Source organism: Dietzia sp. PP-33 (assembly GCF_033790845.1).
GTDB lineage: Bacteria > Actinomycetota > Actinomycetes > Mycobacteriales > Mycobacteriaceae > Dietzia.
The window spans coordinates 379001-395250 of record NZ_JAMYEI010000001.1 but is presented as its reverse complement, the minus strand read 5'-3'; the positions used below and the strand labels follow the sequence as shown (position 1 = coordinate 395250).

The 16250-nt window shown below is 71.5% G+C and carries 13 protein-coding genes; 9 read left to right on the top strand and 4 right to left on the bottom strand.

The window, feature by feature from the left end:
* Entirely contained in the window at positions 1–909 is a 909-nt protein-coding gene (gene mutM, locus NJE57_RS01925) for a bifunctional DNA-formamidopyrimidine glycosylase/DNA-(apurinic or apyrimidinic site) lyase (RefSeq protein ID WP_319026670.1), read from the top strand.
* Here the strand turns inward: mutM and NJE57_RS01920 are convergent.
* A complete protein-coding gene (locus NJE57_RS01920; RefSeq protein WP_319026669.1) occupies positions 824–1444 on the bottom strand; it encodes a TetR family transcriptional regulator in 621 nt (206 codons plus the stop codon). The genes mutM and NJE57_RS01920 overlap by 86 nt on opposite strands.
* Positions 1445–1533: 89 nt before the next feature.
* On the opposite strand from NJE57_RS01920, the gene NJE57_RS01915 reads away from it, so the two are divergent.
* From NJE57_RS01915 to smc, 4 genes are read left to right on the top strand one after another with little or no spacing between them, the layout of a single operon-like run.
* Complete coding sequence (locus NJE57_RS01915; protein ID WP_319026668.1) at positions 1534–2286, top strand: hypothetical protein; 753 nt, start codon at positions 1534–1536, stop codon at positions 2284–2286.
* A 38-nt stretch (positions 2287–2324) separates the two neighbouring features.
* Positions 2325–2771 (top strand): OsmC family protein, encoded by a 447-nt coding sequence (locus NJE57_RS01910; protein WP_413464338.1) that lies wholly within the window; start codon positions 2325–2327, stop codon positions 2769–2771.
* Entirely contained in the window at positions 2768–3103 is a 336-nt protein-coding gene (locus tag NJE57_RS01905) for an acylphosphatase (RefSeq protein WP_319026666.1), read from the top strand. Before NJE57_RS01910 ends, NJE57_RS01905 begins: the two co-directional genes overlap by 4 nt.
* A 58-nt stretch (positions 3104–3161) precedes the next feature.
* A complete protein-coding gene (gene smc / locus NJE57_RS01900) occupies positions 3162–6728 on the top strand; it encodes a chromosome segregation protein SMC (protein WP_319026665.1) in 3567 nt (1188 codons plus the stop codon).
* 24 nt (positions 6729–6752) lie between these two features.
* Here the strand turns inward: smc and NJE57_RS01895 are convergent, their stop codons facing one another.
* Genes NJE57_RS01895 through NJE57_RS01885 form a run of 3 tightly spaced genes read right to left on the bottom strand, consistent with a single transcriptional unit; the run spans position 6753 to position 10241 of the window.
* Positions 6753–7496, bottom strand: a complete 744-nt coding sequence (locus tag NJE57_RS01895) for a succinate dehydrogenase/fumarate reductase iron-sulfur subunit (protein ID WP_319026664.1) — start codon at positions 7494–7496, stop codon at positions 6753–6755.
* 10 nt (positions 7497–7506) lie between these two features.
* On the bottom strand, positions 7507–9513 hold the full coding sequence (locus NJE57_RS01890) for a fumarate reductase/succinate dehydrogenase flavoprotein subunit (protein WP_319026663.1): 2007 nt from the start codon (positions 9511–9513) through the stop codon (positions 7507–7509).
* Positions 9510–10241: a succinate dehydrogenase cytochrome b subunit gene (locus NJE57_RS01885; protein WP_319026662.1), complete on the bottom strand. Its 732-nt coding sequence runs from the start codon at positions 10239–10241 to the stop codon at positions 9510–9512. The genes NJE57_RS01890 and NJE57_RS01885 overlap by 4 nt, the downstream gene beginning before the upstream one ends.
* Before the next feature lie 99 nt (positions 10242–10340).
* On the opposite strand from NJE57_RS01885, the gene ftsY reads away from it, so the two are divergent.
* The 4 genes from ftsY to NJE57_RS01865 all read left to right on the top strand — a co-directional run bounded on the left by ftsY (position 10341) and on the right by NJE57_RS01865 (position 16213).
* Complete coding sequence (gene ftsY / locus NJE57_RS01880; RefSeq protein WP_319026661.1) at positions 10341–11792, top strand: signal recognition particle-docking protein FtsY; 1452 nt, start codon at positions 10341–10343, stop codon at positions 11790–11792.
* A gap of 212 nt (positions 11793–12004) precedes the next feature.
* The gene (locus tag NJE57_RS01875; RefSeq protein ID WP_319027068.1) at positions 12005–13300 is read left to right on the top strand and encodes an ammonium transporter; all 1296 of its coding nucleotides are present in this window, start codon (positions 12005–12007) and stop codon (positions 13298–13300) included.
* Between the two features lie 28 nt (positions 13301–13328).
* On the top strand, positions 13329–13667 hold the full coding sequence (locus tag NJE57_RS01870) for a P-II family nitrogen regulator (protein WP_319026660.1): 339 nt from the start codon (positions 13329–13331) through the stop codon (positions 13665–13667).
* A gap of 170 nt (positions 13668–13837) precedes the next feature.
* A complete protein-coding gene (locus NJE57_RS01865; RefSeq protein WP_319026659.1) occupies positions 13838–16213 on the top strand; it encodes a [protein-PII] uridylyltransferase in 2376 nt (791 codons plus the stop codon).
* Positions 16214–16250: the final 37 nt, after the last annotated feature.

Sequence of the window (16250 nt, the reverse complement as noted above, 5' to 3'; positions counted from 1 at the left end):
ATGCCGGAACTGCCCGAGGTCGAGGTGGTGCGTCGGGGGCTGGAGTCCCACGTGGTGGGTCGGGAAGTCCTCGACGTCGAGGTGAGCGGAGCCCGGACGGCCCGCCGTCAACCCGGCGGCCCGGAAGAGATCGTCGCCCGGTTACGCGGCAGGGCCGTCAGTGGCGCCCGCCGCCGCGGGAAGTACCTGTGGCTCACCCTCGACGGCGACGAGACCCCGGGGGCCGACTGCCTGTTCGTCCATCTGGGGATGAGCGGGCAGATGCTCGTCACCGATCATGACGCGCCGCCGGTGCCGCACCTGCACGCCCGGGCCGTCCTCGACGACGGCAACGACCTGCGGTTCGTGGACCAACGCACCTTCGGGGGCTGGACCGTCGTCCCCCTGGCCGAGGCCGCCGACGGCACCGGTGTGCTCCTGCCGGCCCCGGCCGTCCACGTCGCCGCGGACCCGTTCGAGCCCGGGTTCGACGCGGCGGCGGTGGCCCGGACGATCCGCCGCCGCGACACCGAGCTCAAGCGGCTGTTGCTGGACCAGAGGGTGGTATCCGGGATCGGGAACATCTACGCGGACGAGGCGCTGTGGCGTTCCGGTGTCCACGGCCGGCGGCGCGCGGGTGCGTTGACGCTGGCCGCCGTCCGCGGGGTGCTCGGCCACGCCCGTGAGGTGATGGACGACGCCCTCCGCGCGGGCGGGACCTCGTTCGATGCCCTCTACGTCAACGTCAACGGTGCCTCCGGGTACTTCGACCGCTCACTCGACGCCTACGGACGCGCGGGACTGCCCTGTGCCCGGTGCGGTACCCCGGTCGTGCGCGAGGACTTCATGAACCGCGGGTCGCACTACTGTCCGGTGTGTCAGGCCCCGCCCCGGCGGCGGCAGCCAGGTCGGCCGGCTCGTCGCCAGTGAGGTAGTGCTGGATGGTCGGTCCGAGCCACGCGACGATCTGCGCCCTGGACATCGTCACCGCCGGCGGGAACGCGAGCGCGAAGCGACACAGCGCCATCCCCAGGATCTGTGTGGCGACCAGGGCGGCCCTCGTCGACCACTGGCCCGGGTCGGGGCTCACCCGGGCGACCACAGGTCCGAGCTGGGCGGCGAAGATCGACCGCATCCGCTCCGCCGCCGCGGGATTGGTCACTCCCGCCCGTAAGAGGATCAGCAACGTCTCGTCGCGCTCCCACCGGTCGAGGAAGTGGGTGACCAGCGCCGCGCCGATCTGTTCGTGGGGGACCGCTGCCAGATCCGGCAACTCCAGATCGAACTCGGCGGCCGTGGCGAACAGCCTCTCCTTGGTGCCGTAGTAGCGCATCACCATCGCGGGATCGATGCCGGCGTCCGCGGCGATCGCCCGGATGGTGGCCCGATCGTAGCCGTCGGCGGCGAACCTCTCCTTGGCGGCAGCCAGGATCGCGGACTTGGTGTCACTCGACGACCTACGCATGGCCACAAGTGTAGGTCAACGCTTGTTGACATGGGCTGGGGGTGGTCATAGGGTCGATGTCAACAAGTGTTGACAACGAAGGAGTGGCAGTGCGTACGGACATCACCATCGTCAACGATCAGCGGGCCGACCCGGTTCGTCTCGAGTCGCCCACCGACAACGGTTTCGCGCTCGTCGCCGCCGAGATCGGCGGTTGGGCGGGCCCGTTCCCGATCCCGACGCGCCGACGGCGCCGCGCTCTCGACCAGGTGGTGCCGCTGCTGCAGCGCCTCGCCGACCGGGACGACGTCATCGAGGCGACCGCATTCCGCGCCGCGTTGCGTCCGCCGGGTGAAGGCGGCCGTCTGCTGCGCCGGACCGGGGTCGCGCCGGCTCGCTACGACTTTGTTGTCCTGATCCGCACGCGGACGGTGGCGGATCTGGCCGCGCTCCGCGCCGATCGGCTGTGGCCGGAACTGATGGCGGTGCTCGACGATCACGCCCGGCACATGCACCAGGTTGTCGCGAGCAGTCCCGCACGAATCGCCGACGTCGATCACGATCCCGGAAACGTGTTCCTGTTCAACTATTTCCACTGCACCGACCCCACGAGGGTCCGTTCGGTGTGGGAGTACACCGCGGGCTGGTTCCAGCGCACGACCGCACTGGCCGATTCGGTCCCCATGCAGCCCCTGCCCGGTGCGTCCGATGACTACAGCCTCATCAACCACTGCAGCTGGCCGAACTTCCGATCGTTCCTGCCGCACCTGCTGCTGCGGCCGAGCTTCCGCACGTTCGTCCTGGCCAACTTCGCCGCCAACGACATCGCCGCCCAGCCGATCCTCTACCGGCGGCTCCACTGATCGGCCAGCCGGCTCCGTGCGCTGACCGGCTCCGTACCATGACCCGCATGGAGGACACCGAGAAGTCGACCGACACCACCACCGACCTGTGGGTCGAGCGTCAGGGGACCCGGCGCTACGTGGGCCACTCCTCGCGCGGGGCGCGGGTGGAGATCGGTCAGGGCGACGCCCCGGGGGTGTTCACCCCGGGCGAACTACTCAAGATCGCGCTCGCGTCGTGCTCGGCGATGGCGTCGGACTTCACCGTCTCTCGCCGGCTCGGCGACGACTATGAGGCCACCGTGCGCGTGTCCGGGGACGCCGACCGCGAGGCCGAGCGGTACCCGCGGCTGGAGGAGACCTACGAGCTGGACCTGTCCGGGCTCGACCCGGCCATGCGGGACAGGCTGCTGGACATGATCCGGCGCACGGTGGACTCCGCGTGCACGGTCGGCCGGACACTGGAGGCGGGGGCCGAGGTGGAACTCGGGTTCGACATCCGATGACGGGGCAGCGCGCGGCCGGCGAGGACCCGGCAGAGCAGGATCCGGCCGGGGCCGGGCAGGACCCGGTCCGGCTGGTGGCCTGGGTCCACGGGCACGTGCAGGGCGTGGGTTTCCGGTGGTGGACGCGGTCCAGGGCGCTCGAACTCGGGCTCGTCGGATATGCCGCCAACAAGACCGACGGCCGGGTACACGTGGTGGCCGAGGGATCCCGCCGGGCGTGTGCCGAGCTCGTGGACCTGCTCAGGGGCGGGGGGAGCCCGGGCCGGGTCGAGCTGGTGGTGGACGCATGGGAGCCCGCGCGCGGCGGGCTGTCGGGCTTCGTCGAGCGATGAACCCGGTGTCGGTCACGGTTACGGGCCAGCGGGCGCAGGTGCCCTAGGATCGACACCCGTGTACCTCAAATCGTTGACGCTCAAGGGCTTCAAGTCCTTCGCGGCACCGACGACACTGAGGTTCGAGCCCGGGATCTGCTGCGTGGTCGGCCCCAACGGATCCGGAAAGTCCAACGTCGTCGACGCGCTCACCTGGGTGATGGGGGAGCACAGCGCCAAATCGCTGCGCGGCGGCAAGATGCAGGACGTGATCTTCGCCGGAACGGCCGGCAAGGCGCCACTCGGGCGGGCCGAGGTCACGCTCACCCTCGACAACTCGGACGGCGTGCTGCCGATCGACTACGCCGAGGTGTCGCTGACCCGGCGGATGTTCCGTGACGGGGCCGCCGAGTACGAGATCAACGGTGACCGCGCCCGCCTGATGGACGTGCAGGAGCTGCTCTCGGACTCGGGTATCGGTCGCGAGATGCACGTGATCGTGGGCCAGGGAAAGCTCGCCGAGATCCTGGAGTCCAAGCCCGAGGAGCGGCGCGCGTTCATCGAGGAGGCCGCCGGCATCCTCAAACACCGTCGGCGCAAGGAGAAGGCGCAGCGCAAGCTCGCGGGCATGCAGGGCAACCTTGATCGGTTGAGTGACCTGACCGGCGAGCTGAGCCGCCAGCTCAAGCCGCTGGGGCGCCAGGCCGAGGTGGCGCGGCGCGCACAGTCGATCCAGGCCGACGTGCGGGATGCGACGTTCAGGCTGGCGGCCGACGACCTGGTGACCCGCCGCGGTGAGCTCGCCGATGCGGAGAGCGTCCGTTCGCGACTCGCGACGCAGGTGGCGGCCGCCGTGGATCGTCGCGACGAGCTTGCAGGGGCGGTCGCCGAGACCCAGTCGGAGCTCGACCGGCTCACCCCGGACGCGGACGCCGCCGGGCAGCGGTGGTTCGCGCTGTCGACGCTTGCCGAGCGTGCCCGCGCGACCGCCCGGATCGCCTCCGACCGCGCCCGATCGCTCTCCGGTGAGACCGCCGTCCACCACGGTACGGACCCGGAGGAGCTGGACCGACAGGCCGAGCGGGCCGAGGCACACGAGCAGGAACTCGTGCAGGCGGTCACCCGCGCCGCGACCGAGGCGCGTCGCGCGACGGAGGCGCTCGACGCCGCCGAGACCACCCTGGCAGGGTTGGAGGCCGAACATCTCAAGGCCGTGCGGGCGATCGCCGACCGACGCGAGGGAGTGGCCCGTCTCGCGGGCAAGGTGGAGACGCTGGCCGCCCGGGTCGAGTCGACGCGGGCGGAGATCGCACGACTGGACGCGGAGACGGAGAACGCCCGGACCGCGGTGGCGGACGCCGAGGCGGAGTTCGACGCCGTCCACGCCCGGGTCGCCGCGCACTCGGAAGGGGAACGGACCCTCGACGACCAGCTGGGTCGTGCCGAGCGCGCCCACCTCGCGGCCCGCGCGCGGCTGGCCGAGCTGAGGGGTATCGAGAGGGAGGCGGACCAGCAGATCGCCAGTCTGGCCGCCCGCATCGAGACCCTCGAGCAGAACAAGGGGGCCGGGGACGGGGCGGACTGGGTGCTCCGGCACCTGGGCCCGGAGACCGTCGCCGGGACCGTCGGGGAGTTGCTCGGCGTCCGACCCGGGTGGGAGCGCGCCGTGGGGACGGCGCTCGGACCGGCAGTGGACGCCGTCGTCGTGGACGCCGGGGTCGACCGCGGGTCGGTCCTGGCGGCGCTGCGCCGGGCGGACGGCGGTCGCGCCGGCCTGGTGGGCCGCGGTGAGGCGGGCGGGGACTACAGACTCGAGGTGGACCTGATCGCCGGCGCCCGCTGGGCCCTGGACGTCGTCGACATCCCTGCGGACCTCGTCGCCGCGGTGACGGCACTGCTGGTGGACGTCGTGGTGGTCGAGGACCTCGGCGCCGCCCTCGCGCAGGTCGAGTCGGATCGGCGAGTGCGGGCGGTGACCCGGGACGGGGAGCTGGCGGGGTCGGGGTGGACCGTGGGCGGCTCGGCGGCGGGGCGGACGGGACTGGAGATCCAGTCCGCGATCGATGCGGCGGTCGTGCGACGGGACGCCGTCCGCGCGGAGATCGAGACCACCCAGGCCGAGCTCGCCGGCGCGGAGGCCGAGGACGTCGAACGGGCTGACCGGTTCTCCGAATCGCTGGCCGCGATCAGCGAGTCCGACGCCGCGATCGAGGAGATCTACGCCGAACTCGCGCGGATCGGCCAGCGTCGCCGACGCGCGGAGGCGGAGGTGCGGCGCCTCGAACAGTCCCGACGGATGGCCGTCGACAAACTCGACGCCGCCCGGACCGAGCACGAGGAGTTCACCGACCGGCTGGCGCGTGCGGGTGAGGACCACGATGAGGCCGAGCTGCCCGCGGACGACGGCCGGGTCGCCGCGCAGGCGACGGTCGCCTCCGCCCGGGCTGCCGAACTCGAGGCCCGGCTCGCGCACCGGTCGGCCGAGGAGCGCGCGAGCGGGGTACGCGGCAAATCGGCCTCGCTGCGCAGAGCGGCACAGGCCGAACGCGAGTCGAGGGCACGGGCCGCCCGGGCCGCGGCCGCCCGACGACGCGGGGCACAGGTCGCCGAGGTCGTGGACGAACTGAGTGGGCGACTGCTGTCCCGGCTCGACGAGCTCATCGTCTCGGCCGGCGCCGAGAGGGACCGCCTGGCCGCCGCACGGGCGGAGGCCACCACGCGGGTGGCCTCGCTTCGTGACGAACTGGCGGCCGCGGGCTCCGAGGTCACCAGGCTGGGAGACGCGGCGCATCGCGACGAGATCGTCCGGGCCCAACTCGAGGTCAAGGTCTCCGAGTTGGAGGCGGCGGTGGTGGAGCGGCACGGCATCGAGCCCGAGGTGCTGGTGGCGGAGTACGGGCCTCACGTCGACCTGCCACCGTCGGCGCTGGAGATGCAGGAGTACGAGACGGCCCGCGAGCGGGGTGAGGACGTCAGCCCGCCACCGCCGATGCCGTATCTGCGCGCCGAGCAGGAGCGTCGACTCAAGCTCGCCCAGAAGGACCTCGCGACCCTGGGCAAGGTCAACCCCCTGGCGCTGGAGGAGTTCGCCGCGCTCGAGGAGCGGTACGCGTTCCTGTCCACCCAGCTCGACGACGTCAAGAAGGCGCGATCCGACCTCGAGGGAGTGATCGACGACGTCGACGAGCGGATCGAGCAGATCTTCACCGAGGCGTGGGTCGACGTCGAACGCGAGTTCCGCGGTGTCTTCTCCACGCTGTTCCCCGGCGGCGAGGGCCGGCTCATCCTCACCGATCCCGGCGACATGCTCGCCACCGGCATCGAGGTCGAGGCGCGGCCTCCGGGAAAGAAGGTCAAACGCCTCTCACTCTTGTCCGGCGGAGAGAAATCGCTCACCGCCGTGGCGATGCTCGTGGCGATCTTCAAGGCCCGGCCGAGCCCGTTCTACGTGATGGACGAGGTCGAGGCCGCGCTCGACGACACGAACCTGCGGCGGCTCATCGGACTGTTCGAGCAGCTTCGCGAGACCAGCCAGCTCATCGTGATCACCCACCAGAAGCCCACCATGGACGTGGCGGACGTGCTCTACGGCGTGTCGATGCAGGGCGACGGCATCTCCAAGGTCATCTCGCAGCGCATGCGGTGACGGCGCCTCCCCATCGGGGTCGCGTCACCCGCGGCGGAACACCGACCGCAGACGCTCCCGGTTGACCACCGCGACCGCCCGCAGCGGGATTCCCGCCGGACACACCCGCGAGCACTCGCCGTACAGGGAACAGGGGCCGAACTCGGTGTCGGCCTCGCGGACCATCTCCCGGGCGCGGGAACCGCGCTCGAGTCCCGAGACCGGCATGAGGGCCAGGTGACCCAGTTTGGCGCCCAGGAAGAGGTTGGCGGACCCGTTGGGGCAGGCCGCCACACACGCGCCGCAGCCGATGCACGCGGCGAAGTCCAGGGCCGTCTCCGCGTCGTCGTGGCCCTGCAGCATCGCGTCGGCATCCGGCGCGGTACCGGCGGGGATCGACACGTGGGCTCCGGCCTCCGCGATCCCGTCCAGCGCGGAACGGTCCACCACGAGGTCTCGGATCACGGGGAACACGGCCGCCCGGAGCGGCTCGATGCGGAGGGTGTCGCCGTCGGAGTAGCGGTCCAGGCGCTGGTGGCACGAGGGCGTGTTCTCGGCCGGGCCGTGCGGGCGTCCGTCGACGGTCACCCCGCACGCACCGCAGATCCCCTCGCGGCAGTCGGAGTCGAACGCGACCGGTTCACGGCCCTCGTCGACCAGCCGACCGTTGAGGGTGTCGAGCAGCTCGAGGACGCTCATCTCGGGCTCGGCGTCGGGGACCTCGTGGTCGTCGAACCGACCGGCGTCCTCGGGCCCGGCCTGGCGCCAGATGCGCAGAGTCAGTTTCACGGTGTCCGCCTCATCGGTAGTCCCTCGTGGTGAGCCCGACTGCGGAGAAGTCGAGCGGTTCGGCGTGACGGGTGAAGGTGCGCGGTCCGCCCCGGTCGTCGCCGCCGGATCCCCACGCGGAGGCGAAGCACCAGTCCTCGTCGCGGCGCAGTGCTTCACCGCCCGGGGTCTGGTGTTCCTCACGGAAGTGCGCCCCGCAGGACTCGTCGCGGTCGAGGGCGTCGAGGCACATCAGCTCTGCCAGCTCCAGGTAGTCGGCGACCCGGCCGGCCAGTTCGAGCACCTGGTTGAGGTGCGTGCCGGCGCCGGTGACCCGGAGCTCGGCCCAGAATCGCCCACGCAGTCGGCGGATGCGCTCGATCGCCTCGGTGAGCCCGGCGACGGTACGGGTGACGCCGCATCCCGCGTAGAGGATCTCGCCCAGCTCGCGATGGAAGTGCTCGGGCCCCGTCGTGCCGCCCACCGCCAGTAGCGCCTCGACGCGGTTCCGGGCACGGCAGACGGCAGAGGTGACCACCCCGTCGTCGTCGTCCGGTAGGTCTTCCCCGAGGCGTGTGGCCAGGTGCGCGGGCACCGAGTACGGCAGGGTGAACCAGCCGTCCACGCTGGCGCTGAGCAGCGAGTTGGCCCCGAGCCGATTGGCACCGTGGTAGGCCCAGCCGCATTCGCCACCCACGAACAGTCCGGGGATCGAGGTCTGCAGGTCGTAGTCGCTCCACAACCCACCCATGGTGAAGTGGCAGGTGGGGGCGATGCGCATCGGGACGGTGTACGGGTCCTCACCGGTGGCGTGGGAGTACATGTCGAAGAGGTTGCCGTACCGCTCGGCGATCCTGTCCCGCCCGTGGAGGGCGAGGGCGTCCCGGAAGTCGAGGTAGACCGAGTTGCGACGCGGTCCCACCCCGCGGCCGGAGCGCAGCTCCGCCGTGATCGCCCTGGAGGCCACGTCGCGTGGCACCAGATTGCCGAAGGCCGGGTAGCGCCGTTCGAGGAAGAAATCGCGTTCGGCGTCCGGGATGTCGCCGGGTGGTCGCTCGTCGCCGACCCGCAGCGGGATCCAGACCCGGCCGTCGTTGCGCAGGGACTCGCTCATGAGGATCGTCTTGGCCTGCCAGTGGTTGTCCTTGGGGAGCGCGGTGGGGTGGAACTGGACGAACGACGGCGAGGCGAACAGCGCCCCCCGCTGGTGCGCCCGCCACACGGCCGAGGCGTTGGAGTTCATCGCGAGCGTCGAGTCGTGGAAGACGTTCCCGTAGCCGCCCGTCGCCAGCACCACGGCGTGGGCGGTCTCGGCGCGGATGTGTCCGGAGACGAGGTCGCGGACCACGACCCCGTGACATCCGTCGTCGTCGACGATCAGATCGAGCATCTCGTGGCGGGTGTGCAACCGCACCGTGCCCGCCCGGATCTGACGCTGGAGGGCCTGGCTCCCGGCGATCTGGAGCTGCTGGCCGGTCTGCCCGCGGGAGTAATAGGTGCGTGAGACCTGTACTCCGCCGAACGAGCGCGTGGACAGGACCCCCCCGTACTCCCGGGCGAAGGGCGTGCCGATCGCCGAGAAGTGGTCGATGACGCGAACCGATTCCTCACCCAGGCGGAATGCCTCGGACTCCCTGCCCCGGAAGTCGCCGCCCTTGACCGTGTCGGAGACGAAGCGGTGCAGCGAGTCCCCGTCGACCCTCCTCGCGCGGGCGGCGTTGATCCCGCCCTGCGCCGCCACGGAATGCGCGCGCCGCGGCGCGTCGTGATAAGTGAACGCGGTCACCCGATAGCCGAGCTCGCCGAGCGCGGCCGCCGCCCCGGCGCCGGCCAGGCCCGTGCCCACCACGACCACGTGGAAGCGGCGTCGGTTCCCGGGGGAGACCAGGGGGTAGGAGTCGCGTCGCCGCGACCAGGCGGTGGCGGGGTCGCCGGTGGGAGTACCCGAGGACAGGATGTCCCCGGCCCACGCACCGGGTGCCGTCACGGGCGGCGGTTCGAATGTGCCCGATCCGCCCGGGGTGCGTGGGACGGTCATGCGAGCCACCCGGCCTGCACCGCGATCGGGATGATGGCGTTGCCCACCAGGACGGCGACGGCGGCGACACCGCCCACGACCGTCGCCGCGGCACGGCTCCGGACCCCGGTCACCCCGAGATCGCCGGCCGCCGTGCGAACGCCGTGCGCCACGTGTACCGCCAGCAGGACCATGGTGACCGTGTAGAACGCCGCCACCCACGGCCTGGCGAAGCTGGCCACGAGGTTGGCGTGCGCCGAACCGGGGACGAAGGAGTCACTGGCGGCAGGGGGTGTGCCGGTGGTCATGTCCAGGACGTGGAAGACCACGAACAGGAGCATCACCACGCCGGTCACCATCATGGACCGCGCGCCGAAGGAACCGGCGGTCAGACCGGTGCGACGACGACGGGGGCCCGCCGAGGCCCGGGAGCGTCGCGCGAGCAGCACCGAACACCCGATGTGTGCCACCAGGCTCAGCACGAGCAGCACCCGAAGGGCCCACAGGACGCCCTCGTGCGGCACCAGTGGGTAGAGAAGGGTCCGCAGCCACTCGGCGTAGCCCTCGAATCCGGCCGCACCGCCGAACACCTTGAGGTTGCCGATCATGTGCACCACCACGAACGACGTGAAGAGCAGTCCCGTCACGGCCATGACGGTCTTGGCGGCCCAGGTGGGAAACGCAGGGGTGCGCCGGACGGGTGGCCTCCGAGCTCGGGCCGGGACGTGCGGGGCGGCGGCCTCGGTCACGCGCGGACACCTCCTTCCGGTAGCGGGCGTCAGTCTAGGGCCGCCGGTGTGCCCCCGGGACCGGGATGAGGACGGGGGCCGTCGTCCATACTGGGCACCGTGAACACCACCTGGATCATCGTGGCCGTCGTCGTCGTACTGCTGCTCGCCCTCCTCGCGCTGGTCGTGGGGCTGCAACTGCGCAGGAAACGACAGATCTCCCTGAGCAAGCCGGAGGAGCGCAGGGAGCTCACCCGTGAGGAACGTTCGGGCAACTATCAGGCGGGGACGGGCTTCTCCTTCACCGAGGCGGGCGGCAGCGCCACCGCGGCACCCCCGAGGGAGCCCCTGCCGCGCGAGGCCCCGCGGGGCCCCGACGCGCCGGCTCCCCACGCGCCGGAGGCCCACCCGTCGACTCCTCAGACACCGGCGCCGGAGTCCGTGTCCCCGGCCCCGGCTCCGGCCCCGCCGTCGATCGTGCCCGAACCCGACACCGAACCCGGTCCGAGCGAGGACACGGTGGTCGTGGAGCCCGCCCCCGTCGACCCGGTCGTCATCCCGCCGGAGGTCCCGGACGAGGAGGCTCCGGCTCCCTCGACGGAACTCATCACCGGCGCTCCCGACCAGGTGGCCCCCGTCGAGCGGATCGACCCGTCAGCAGGTCGGCTCGATCGACTCCGCGGCAGGCTGGCGCGGTCGCAGGGCACGGTCGGGCAGGGTCTGCTGGGCCTGCTGGGCGCAGGGGACCTCGATGAGGACGCGTGGGAGGAGATCGAGGACACGCTGATCATGGCGGACCTCGGGTCGACCGTCACCCAGCGCGTCGTCGACCGTCTGCGCGAGGACATCGCCACCCGGCAGATCCGTACCGAGGCCGAGGTGCGGGACCTGCTCCGGCAGGTACTCGTGGACAACCTCCACCCGGAGTACGACCGTTCGCTGCGCGCGCTCCCGAACGACGGCACGCCGGCCGTCCTCCTCGTCGTCGGGGTCAACGGGACCGGTAAGACCACCACCACCGGCAAACTGGCCCGGGTCCTGGTGGCCGATGGCCGCGCCGTCCTCCTGGGCGCGGCGGACACCTTCCGCGCCGCCGCGGCGGACCAGCTCCAGACCTGGGCCGAGCGCGTGGGCGCAGAGGTCGTGCGGGGCAAGGAGGGCGCGGATCCCGCGTCGGTGGCGTTCGACGCCGTCGCCCGGGGGGTGGAGACGGGGGTCGACGCCGTCCTCGTGGACACCGCCGGTCGCCTGCACACCAAGGCCGGGCTGATGGACGAGCTCGGGAAGGTCAAGCGGGTCGTGGAGAAGAAGACCCCCGTCGACGAGGTCCTGCTGGTGATCGACGCGACCACCGGGCAGAACGGGCTCATGCAGGCCCGGGTGTTCAAGGACGTCGTGGACATCACCGGGGTGGTGCTCACCAAACTCGACGGCACCGCCAAGGGCGGGATCGTCTTCCAGGTCCAACACGAACTCGGTGTGCCGGTCAAGCTCGTCGGGCTGGGAGAGGGGGCCGACGACCTGGCGCCGTTCACCCCGGAGGCCTTCGTCGACGCGTTGCTCGGCACCTAGGACACACGATCGGAACCACAGGGCGGGCCGCGTTACAGATCGGAAACACTGCCGCGCATCCACCGAAACAGCGGAAAGGAATTCTTCTCAACCGAGAGTGAGTGAGAAACGCTCACCATGGAGACGAGGAGGACATCACCGTGAGAGGTGACAGTGTCTGGTTGCTCGCCCAGGAGGCGACGACGGAGTTCGATGCGGGAGACACGGCCTGGATGCTGATGGCGGCATCCCTGGTCCTGCTCATGACGCCCGCACTGGCGTTGTTCTACGGCGGCATGACACGCCAGAGGTCAGTGCTCAACATGATGATGATGTCCTTCAGCGCGATGGGCGTCGTCGGCGTCGTCTACGTGCTGTGGGGCTGGTCGATGTCCTACGGCTCGCAGGACATCCTCGGGCTGTTCGCCAATCCCTTCGAGATGTTCGGTCTCTCCGGGGTGATCGGTGACGCCGAGAACTGGGCGGCCTCCGCATCGGGCGCGTATCCGCAGGTCGTCGACGTCGGCTTCCAGGTGACGTTCGCGATCATCACCGTCGCCCTCATCTCGGGCGCGATCGCCGAGCGCGTGAAGTTCGGCACCTGGCTGATGTTCGTGGGCGTGTGGGTCACGCTGGCCTACTTCCCGCTCGCCCACATGGTGTGGGGCGGTGGGCTGCTCTCGCACTCCGAGAACGGTCTCGCCGCGATGATCTTCGGCACGGTCGACGACGGCGAGGGTGGCCTCACCGCCGCGGTCGGGCCGATCGACTTCGCCGGTGGCACCGTGGTCCACATCAACGCCGGTATGGCGGCCCTCGTTCTCGTGCTGCTCATCGGCAAGCGCTACGACTTCGGTCGCACCGCGTTCCGCCCCCACAGCCTCCCGCTCGTCATGCTCGGCGCCGGCCTCCTGTGGTTCGGCTGGTTCGGTTTCAACGCCGGTTCGGCATTCGGCGCCAACGGGTCGGCTGGTCTGGCCTGGATCAACACCACTGTCGCCACGGCCGCCGCGATGCTCGGCTGGCTCCTCACCGAGCGGATCCGGGACGGGCACCCGACCAGCCTCGGTGCCGCCTCGGGCGTCGTCGCCGGCCTGGTCGCCATCACCCCGGCCGCCGGGTCGGTCCACCCCCTCGGTGCGATCGCCCTCGGTGCCGTGTCCGGTGCGCTGTGCGCCCTCGCCGTCGGACTCAAGCACCGCTTCGGCTACGACGACTCGCTGGACGTCGTGGGCGTCCACCTCGTCGCCGGACTCTGGGGCACCATCGCGATCGGCCTCCTGGCCACCGGCACCTTCGACACCGCCGCGGGCGTGTTCTACTCGGCGGACGGCTGGAAGCTCCTCGTCGTCCAGATCGTCATCGCCCTGGTGGCGCTGGTGTTCACCGCCATCATGACCGCGATCGCCTACGTGATCTGCCGCCCGCTCGGGTGGCGCATCAGCGAGACGGACGAGCAGTCCGGCATCGACGGCGCCGAGCACGCGGAGACCGCGTACGAGGCCTCCACCAACGCGCTCATCCGTTGAGCCGACATCAGCGAAAGGAAATCCTGACATGAAGCTCGTCACCGCGATCGTCAAGCCGTTCACGCTCGACGACGTCAAGGCAGCACTCGAACAGGCGGGGATCCACGGCCTGACCATCAGTGAGGTCCAGGGCTACGGCCGCCAGAAGGGCCACACCGAGGTCTATCGCGGCGCGGAGTACGCGGTCGACTTCGTACCCAAGATCCGCGTGGAGGTGGTCGTCGACGACGAGTCCGTCGACACCGTGGTCCAGCTCGTCGTGGATGCCGCGCGGACCGGGAAGATCGGCGACGGCAAGGTGTGGGTGACACCCGTCGAGAACATCGTCCGGGTCCGCACGGGCGAGGCCGGCGAGGCCGCGATCTGATCGACGCCACCACGATGCGCGGTCGCCCCCGGAACCGGGGGGACCGCGCATCTCTGCGTGTGGGGCCGGGCGTGCGAGCTCGTTCACACAAGCGAAACACCGGCGCCGCCTCGAGGTGACATGGGGCCGACAGTCTGGACACCGACGGATGACGGGAAAAGAGGGACGACGTGAGCGTGACGGCGGACGGCGAGCGCGCCATGGCGTTGCGGGGCGGACGCGAGCGGATCCTCGCCGCCACTCTGGAGGAACTCCCCGCCGCGGCACTGCGGGACGCGCTGTGCGAGCTGTACGAGATGGAGCTCGGACGGCTCGCGGAGGATGCGGGGATCGTCCCGGGGTCCGGGTTCGCCCTGGTGGCCTTCGGCGGACTCGGCCGACGTGAGGTGCTCCCGTACTCGGACCTCGACCTGGTGCTGGTGCACGAGAGGCGACCCGGCAGGGACGTCGGTGAACTCGCGGACGCTCTGTGGTATCCGCTGTGGGACTCGGGGGTGGGCCTGGACCACAGCGTGCGGACCGTGGACCAGTGCCTCGCCGTGGCGGCCGCGGACGTCTCCGTGGGGCTGAGCCTGCTGGACGCCCGGGTGATCGCCGGGGACGCGGACCTGGGCGCACTCGTCGTCGACGGCGCTCGGCGCCAGTGGCGGGACCAGATCGCCTCCCGGTTCGACGACCTCGTGGCGGCCGCGGTGGCGCGGCGCCACCGGTCCGGGGTGATCGCCCACAGGAGCGAGCCCGATCTCAAGAACGGCGTGGGCGGCCTCCGGGACTCGCAGCTCGTCACAGCGCTCGCGGTCGCTCACCTCAGCGACGGACGCCCCGTCGTCCCGGGCGGCCTGTCGTCCGCCCACCGGCTCGTGCTCGACGCGCGGACGGAGCTCCACAGGGTGAGCGGCCGGGGCCGCGAGGTCCTGCACGCGGAGTTCGGCGACGACGTCGGCCGCGCCCTCGGGTTGGGTGACCGCTTCGATCTGGCCCGTGCGCTCAGCGACGCCTCGCGGACCATCGCGTTCACCGCCGACCAGGCCATCCGCGGGTCGGTCGCGGCGCTGTCCTCCCGGGGCCTGACCGGGTTGCTGCGCAGATCCCCGGTGCGCCGACCTCTCGACGACGGCGTGGTGGAACACGCGGGAGAGGTGGCGCTCGCCCGGAGTGCACGGGTCACCGAGGACCCGTGGCTGCCGCTACGGGTGGCGGCGGCGGCGGCCCGCTTCGGGTTGCCGGTCGCGAGCTCGACACTCGGGGTTCTGGTGGAGCGTTCGCCGGCCCCGGAGGGACGGTGGCCCGCCGAGGCGCTCTCGGACCTGCTCGTCCTGCTGGGGACGGGAGAGGCGCAGGTACCGGTTCTCGAGGCGTTCGACCGCAGTGGGTTGTGGGAGCGGCTCCTGCCCGAGTGGTCCGAGGTGAGGGACCTGCCGGCCAGGGACCGGTCGCACATCTACACGGTCGACCGCCACCTGGTGCAGACGGCGGTCGAGGCATCCCGGCTCACCACCTCCGTCGCGCGGGCGGACCTGCTCCTGCTGGCCGCACTGCTGCACGACCTGGGCAAGAGCCGCGAGGGCGACCACAGCGAGACCGGTGCCGAGATGGTCGAACCGATCGCCCGGCGGATGGGACTCGGGCCCTCCGACGTCGACACCCTCGTCCGGATCGTCCGGCACCACCTGCTGCTCGCCGCGACCGCGTCCAGACGGGATCCGTCGGACCCGGAGACGGCCGACGGGGTCCTGACCACTCTCGAGGGGGACGCGACGGCGTTCGACGTCCTCGCGACGCTCACCGAGGCGGACTCGTTGGCCACCGGGCCGACCGTCTGGACGCAGGGGCGGGCCAGGGCGCACGCGACGCTGGTCGACGTCTGTCGTGATCGGGTGGGTTCGCAACCCGGCGCGGTGGAGGCGCCGACCGTCGACGCCTCGCGACCGCACGGTCCGCCCGATGTGGTGGTCGACCTCCGCCCTTCGGCGACCGGGACGAACCACGAGGTGACCCTCGTGGTCCCCGGCGCCGGGAAGTCACTCGCGGTGACCGCGGAGATCCTCGCCGCGCACCGGTTGGAGATCGTCGACGGGGAGATCGACCTGCGCCCGCCGGGCGGCGTGCGTGCTCGCATGACGGTCTCCACACGGTTCGGCGACCCCGTCGACCCGCGGGTCCTCCGACAGGACCTGCGCCGCGCGGTCGACTCCGGTGTTCCGGCGTCCCTGCGGGCGGCCGCGGAGCGCAACGCCTCCCGCCTGGTCGGCCCCCCGCAGGCCAGGTCCTCCGTCCTGGTCAACCGGCGGACGGACGCGGACGGCATCCTGCTCGAGGTGCGGGCGGAGGACCGCCCGGGACTGTTCGCCAAGGTCATCGCATCGATACTGGCCAAGGGGGCGAGGATCGACTGGGTGGTGGTGCGGACCCGGGGCGCCGCGGTCGAGGACGTGTTCGCGCTCTCCGGCCCCGGAGCCGTGCTCAGCACGGCCACGGCGGTGGAGTCGTTGCTGCCCCGACGCGATCCCGCGACGCCCGGCGCCGGGCGTGCCGATACCCTGTGAGCAGTCGTCGTCGACGACGCCGGGACCCCCACACCCC